Annotated in this window: 5 protein-coding genes; 2 read left to right on the top strand and 3 right to left on the bottom strand. The window is 62.4% G+C overall.

Annotation, left to right across the window (positions count from 1 at the left end):
- The coding region (locus ABEL04_RS11550; RefSeq protein ID WP_375802545.1) for a POTRA domain-containing protein at positions 1–978 on the bottom strand (978 nt) is incomplete at its 3' end.
- Between the two features lie 28 nt (positions 979–1,006).
- Entirely contained in the window at positions 1,007–2,656 is a 1,650-nt protein-coding gene (locus tag ABEL04_RS11545; protein ID WP_375802544.1) for a DUF547 domain-containing protein, read from the bottom strand.
- Positions 2,657–2,903: 247 nt separating this feature from the next.
- Here ABEL04_RS11545 and ABEL04_RS11540 point away from each other — a divergent pair, with 247 nt between their 5' ends.
- Positions 2,904–4,340 (top strand): trehalose-6-phosphate synthase, encoded by a 1,437-nt coding sequence (locus ABEL04_RS11540; protein ID WP_375802543.1) that lies wholly within the window; start codon positions 2,904–2,906, stop codon positions 4,338–4,340.
- Between the two features lie 194 nt (positions 4,341–4,534).
- Positions 4,535–5,233, top strand: coding sequence for a trehalose-phosphatase (gene otsB / locus ABEL04_RS11535; protein WP_375802542.1), 699 nt, complete (start codon positions 4,535–4,537; stop codon positions 5,231–5,233).
- Between the two features lie 136 nt (positions 5,234–5,369).
- Here the strand turns inward: otsB and ABEL04_RS11530 are convergent, their stop codons facing one another.
- Positions 5,370–5,933, bottom strand: coding sequence for an NUDIX hydrolase (locus ABEL04_RS11530; RefSeq protein WP_375802541.1), 564 nt, complete (start codon positions 5,931–5,933; stop codon positions 5,370–5,372).
- Between the last annotated feature and the right edge of the window lie 67 nt (positions 5,934–6,000).

Raw genomic sequence — 6,000 nt, 5'->3', positions numbered from 1 at the left:
CACGAAGGGGACGAACGGGGATCGCTCGTTCGTTGAAATCCCGGTGCGGAGCCGAAGCGCCCAGTTTACGTCCGGAAACGGGCGGGCATAGCCCCGAAAGATGTTGAGGACTTTCCAGAAGTTGAACGGGCCCCCACCCGTCTTCACCGCCTGCAGCTTTGTGATGTTAACCATGCCAGCCCGCTCGTGGCGGTAGTGATTGACGTTGCGCTGCGTGAGGCGCGCCTTGAGTAGATACTTCCAAAACGTGCGCTCGGCGGGCCCGGGCAACTCGCCACGGCTCGCCTTCCGGTATGCCTCGCGGAGAATCCCCCCGCCTGCTTCAATCGCGGAGGTGAGTCCCGCTCCAGGGGTTTTGGTGAGCTCGTAGCGGAGAAGGCCGATGCCTGAAAATCGACGGACTTCGTAGGACACAGTCTGCCTTCCAAAGAAGGCAGGCTCGGTCGTCGCAAGGCGGTCGAGCGTGTAGGACAGGCCCCATCGTCCTCCGAAGAGATAGGGCATTGACTGGTATAGCCCGAACGAGTGTCCGCCGTCGTACCGGTAGTATCCACCGAGATCGTAGCCTCGGCCCAGCCAGTTCGTATCGATGCCCCCGACTTGAATCCAGGAGTTTTCGGAGAGCCCTCCGACGTTGAGATAGGGAATCCGGGAGGCGTACTCGGTCACCTCAAAGACAAGGACGTGTCGGGCCGGGTCCGGTGTGCGCAATTCGGCCGAGGCGTTCCCGAACGCGTTCATGTTGCGCAGCGCCTGAACGTCGGCGGCGACCTGGACCGAGTCGTAGGGACGGCCAGGCCGGGATCCGAGAAACCGGCGGAGGAAATCCGGTCGTGTTCGGTCTAGGCCCTCGAATCGGACGGCGTCGATTGTCGGAGGGACTCCATCTGTGCTCCTCAACCCCGTCTGGCCGTACGCGATGGGCACCAGCCCTCCTGCGAGGAGGCAAACAAGAAGGAGGGAGCAGGCACGTGCCATCGAAAACGGCGGGAGACGCGGATCGGAACTACCGGACAATTTGCAGACCAAAATTATATGTCATGCCGGCCCCACTGTTGATGCCGAGAGGAAATGTGGACACGAGGGTCTCAAGTTGGAGGCCCGGGAGGAGTTCGTACTTCGCCCCGATTCCGAGTTGGGACCGGTAGCCTCCACCTCCGGTCCAGTCCACCTTCGGGGCGACCTCGGCGAGACCATAAAGAGTAAGTTGGTCGCTGGGATAGTAGTTGAGAATTCCCTTCAGTGGAACGGTAAGCTCGTGGGTTCTTGTCGCGCGCGTGTCGAAGCGGCCGAGGAGGCCCGTCTCGAGGAATAGCAGGAGCTGATTGCGGTAGAGCGGGAGGTCGTAGAACGCCTGGGCCCACACCTGCACGTCCCCGTGGGACAGGAACGGCCGATCGCTCCCCACTCCGTCGAAGTCCTGCGACAGCGGCACGAGCAGCGTGAACTGAAGGGTGGTGCCGCCGAGGGTCGGCGGTGCGTACTTGGCCTGAGGGGCAATGGCCGTGAGACTGGTGCGCGACTGTGAGCGAGACTCAAACGTCAATGCGCGAAACGGGGAGCTATCAGGGCTGTCATTGCGTACGGATTTAAAATAGAGCTCGGCCCCGAGATTGAGCGTCGGGGTGACCCCGACGAACGACGTAAGAATCCCCGTGAAGTACGTAGACCGTCGTTCCTGCGACAGCCGCTCCCCGTCACCATTGAAGTAGGCAGTCTGGGTGTAGAGGTTGTTGAAGAGCTTGATGTCGACCTGGCCCGGCTCTACGAGGGTGGCCGCCGTAAAGGTTTGGAGGGACGGTTGGGACTGAGCCCTCTGGTCGTCCCTGGTGTCCCGACTCCCAAAGCCCATCTGGGCGTCCCTCGTGTCTCGACGCTTGGAGGAAACTGGGTCGCCGCGGTCTTCGTCCCGTAGATCGTTCAGCCCCCAATCGTACTCCTTAAACGAAAGATCGTAGGACGACGGGAGAGGGGCGGAGCGGTACTGGCTGATGTACTCAGAGATCGACGTGCCGCCCTCCGTGAAATGGGACCTGTACCAGTCGAAGATCTTTGAGACCCGAATGGTCTGGGACTCGGGGTCCACCTGGACGTGTGTTGTGTCGTTGAGCGTGCGGCGGGTCTTTCGCTCAAGCTGTGCGTCGAGGGAGTCGCCCCGGTACGCGTGATCGATGAGAGCCGGGCATCCTTCGGCCGCGCACACGAGAGCAAAGTGGAAGCGTGGATCGAGGGTCTGGTCAAACAGCATCGCCTCCAACTCGTCGAGTGTCATTTTCTGCCCGGCGACCGTGTGGGTCTGTTCGTCAAAGAACCCCTCAACTTCGAGGGGGGAGGGGATGGGGTACGCCTCGACCACGGCGTGCAGCGTAAGGAGGTTGTACGCGTTCAGGAGAAACGCGTCGGCGTGGGCCGGAGGAAGCGCTGCGAGATCCTGACGTTCGATGCGCTGCACAAGATTTTGGAGCCGAGACGGATCCCGGCGAAGGGCCGCGTAGTCGACCCGTCCGTTCGTCACGCGCTCGCGAAGTAGCCGGTCCGCGTCCTGGTAGAATGCCGCTAGCGGCCCATCGGGTGCGGCACTCTGGGCCAGGGCGGGGAGGGGAAGCAAGACGACGAAAGTGAGAACGGCGGTGAGGCGTACACACGACCGACGCATGCAATGAGCGAAGTTGTTTGAGAGAAACCCAAGAGTAGAATCCTGAGCCGAACGGACAACCGAATCACAGTTCTATAACAATCTATAACAGAAGGGTGAGAATAAAACGGGCGGAGTCTTGCTCGGAGTTGCCCCTCCTTTACTTTCTGCTAATCCCTACAAGAAACGCTCACAGACGTGGATCGACCTTGCCTTCGTTCACGTGAACCGGTATGCTAGTGGGTGTCCTCCCACGTACGTTGCAACCGTGCGTGGGGATGCTTATTCAGGCATCGTCTTGGCCCCAAGCTTTACTTTTCACCACGCGACCGACACTGCCTTGAGCTTAATCGTCGTTGCGAACCGCGTCCCCATTCGACAGACTGACGATGGCTGGGAAACCTCGGTGGGGGGACTCACCACAGCGCTCCTTCCGGTGCTGGAAGAACAGGGCGGCCTGTGGGTCGGAATGGGAGAGGATCCTGATCTTCCGGCGCGCCAAGAATATCCGGCCGCCGATCCCGACTTTCTCGTCCGCCGTGTGCCACTTAGCACCCAGGAACTCGACGGGTACTACTACGGCATGGCCAATCAGATTCTTTGGCCGCTGTCGCACTACCTGATCCAGCACCTGAACCTGGACGACGAGTTTATCGAGACGTACCGCCACGTCAACGAACGTTTCGCCGAGGCCGTCCTGGAGGAAACCGAGAAGGGCGACGAGGACGTGATCTGGATTCAGGATTACCATCAGATGCTGTCCCCCAACCTCATTCGGCGGGAACGACCGGAGGCCACGATTGGACATTTCTGGCACATCCCGTGGCCGGCCATGGAGGTCTTTCGCATCCTTCCGTGGTCGCGAGAACTCCTGCGCGGGATGTTGGGCTGCGACTTGATCGGATTCCACGTGCAAGAGTACGTCGACAATTTCCTCGAGAGCGCGGCGGTGCTTCTCGACGCCGAGGTCGACGGGAACCGCGTCCGGCACGACGGCCACGAGACTCAGGTCGAGGCGCACCCGATCGGGATCGACGTGGACCGGTTCGAGACGATGTCCCAGGACGAATCCATCGAGCAGGAGGCCAAGAAATTTCGGGAACGGCTGGGGTCCGACCACATCGTGATCGGCATTGACCGCCTCGATTACACGAAGGGCATTCGGTCTCGCATGCTGGCCTTCGAGCAGTTTCTGGAGGAGAACCCCGAATACCATGGGAATGTGAGCTTCTTCCAGATTGCTACACCGAGCCGGACGGAGTTGGAGTCCTACCAGCAAATCCGACGGGATGTGGACGAGGTGGTAGGGCGAATCAACGGTCGGTTTGCGCGCAATAGCTGGGTCCCGGTCAACTACCGTTACCGTACGTACTCGCAGTACGAACTCTGCGCCTTCTACCGGGCGGCCGACGCCGCGCTCATTACGCCACTCCGCGATGGCATGAACGTCGTCACGCAAGAGTTCATTACTGCTTCGCAGGACGGGGTGCTCATCCTCTCGGAGCTGACGGGGGCGGCCTACTTGCTACCCGAGGCGGTGCAGGTGAACCCCTACGACCACGGAGGCGTGGCCGAGGCCATCCGCACAGCCCTCGAGATGCCGTCGGCGGAACGACAGGATCGGCTGGAGGGACTCAAGCAGACAATCAGTACCCTCGACGTCCACAACTGGGCCGGGAATTTTCTCGACTCCATCCAGGAGTAGAGGCGCGGCAGTGACAAGTCACAAGTCACGCGCGCGGGCCTTCAGGCGAAGGTTCTTTCGTGGCGTACCGCTGCGTGGCTTGCGTTGCGTAATCTCGCGTGCTCGCTCCGCGCGATGCAACACGCAGTACACACCTACGCATTTCTACGTCCAATTTCCTCCTGCTTCCGGAGACACATCGGACCGAGCAGCCCATGCCCCCCATCGTCGAACCTCCGCTCTTTTTTCTCGACTACGACGGTACGCTGGCCCCCATCGTGGATGATCCTACGGAGGCGGTGCCCCACGCCGAGGCCCCCGCGCTCCTCCGAAAACTGGAGGCCCGCTATCCGCTCTGGATTGTGACGGGACGCGACCTGAAGGCCCTGTCGTCGTTCCTCGATCAGCCCCTGAACGCCATTGGGCTGCACGGGGCCCAGCGGGGGACCATCGGGAAAAACGTAGACGGACTCATGCCCGACGATGCTGCGCAGGCGCTCCGACGGCTCCGCCAAACGGTGCCGTCGGCCGAGGGGCTGCGTGTGGAAGACAAAGACCAGTCGTTTGCGGTACACTACCGGGACGCCGAGGACGAGGCGGAGGTGCGGGACCGTCTTGAACATTGGCTCGACGCTCTGCCGGAAATGCTTGACGCCATCTGGGGAAAAAAGGTGGTCGAGCTCCGGCCCGAGGGGCTCACGAAAGGGACGGCGGTTCGTCGGATCGCGGACGAGCACCCCGACCGTACGCCGGTCTACCTGGGGGACGACGTGACGGACGAGGACGCGTTTTCGGCCCTGCAGGCCCTAGACCGCGACGCCGTCACCATCAAGGTCGGCGGGGACGATACCCGCGCCGACTATCGGCTCGCCGGTCCCGATGCCGTCATGGCGTATCTGAAGCGGTACGTTTGATCTACCACCCAGGGTTGCCGGAGGCTACGGCGTCCAGTGTGGAAATGGAGCCACGCAGCGACGGTCCACGTCCACCGCTGGAAAGGAGACACTCGACGCTCGGGCCGGCACGAGTAGCCCGACGACCGGGACCACGCTAGTCGGTAGGGGAAATGGCGCTGCTCACCACCTCTAGCAATTCGGCCAGCATCATCGCCGTAGCCCCCCAGACCGTATGCCCGGCCACGGCGTAGTAGGGCACCTCCACGTCTGTGTCGTGGAGGTGCCGCGATTCCGTCTCGCGGGTGTCCGGATCGAGGAGGTCGGACACCGGCACGCGGAGGACCCGTCCGACCTCCGCGTCCGCGGGGTGGAGGTCCGGGTCGGAATGGGCCGCGCCGACGAACGGATGCACGCAGAAGTCGGACGGCGGGATGTAGAGGGGAGTCAGAGGGCCGAGCAGCCGGACCGACGACGGGTCGAGGTCGATCTCCTCTTCCGATTCGCGGAGGGCCGTCGTCCGTAGTTCTTCCTCGCCCTCCCGCTGACCGCCGGGGAAGGAGACTTGACCAGCGTGATCGGGCAGGTGTTCGCGCCGGACCGTCAGGACAACGGCCGGGAGGTCCTGATGAGGAAGGAGGAGAACCAGAATACCGGCGTCGCGACAGGCGCGCCCATCGATCGCCAGGTCGGCCCGCCGGGCGGGGTATCGCGGTGCCATCGTGAGATGGGCTTCGTGTCCGGGCAGCGGTTTCTCGAGGCGATCCGAGAGCCGGGGGGCGAGTGTA

The organism is Salinibacter sp. (genome assembly GCF_042218895.1).
In the GTDB taxonomy this organism is placed as follows: domain Bacteria; phylum Bacteroidota; class Rhodothermia; order Rhodothermales; family Salinibacteraceae; genus Salinibacter.
The sequence above is the reverse complement of the archived record's forward strand: the minus strand, read 5'-3'. Positions and strand labels throughout refer to the sequence as shown.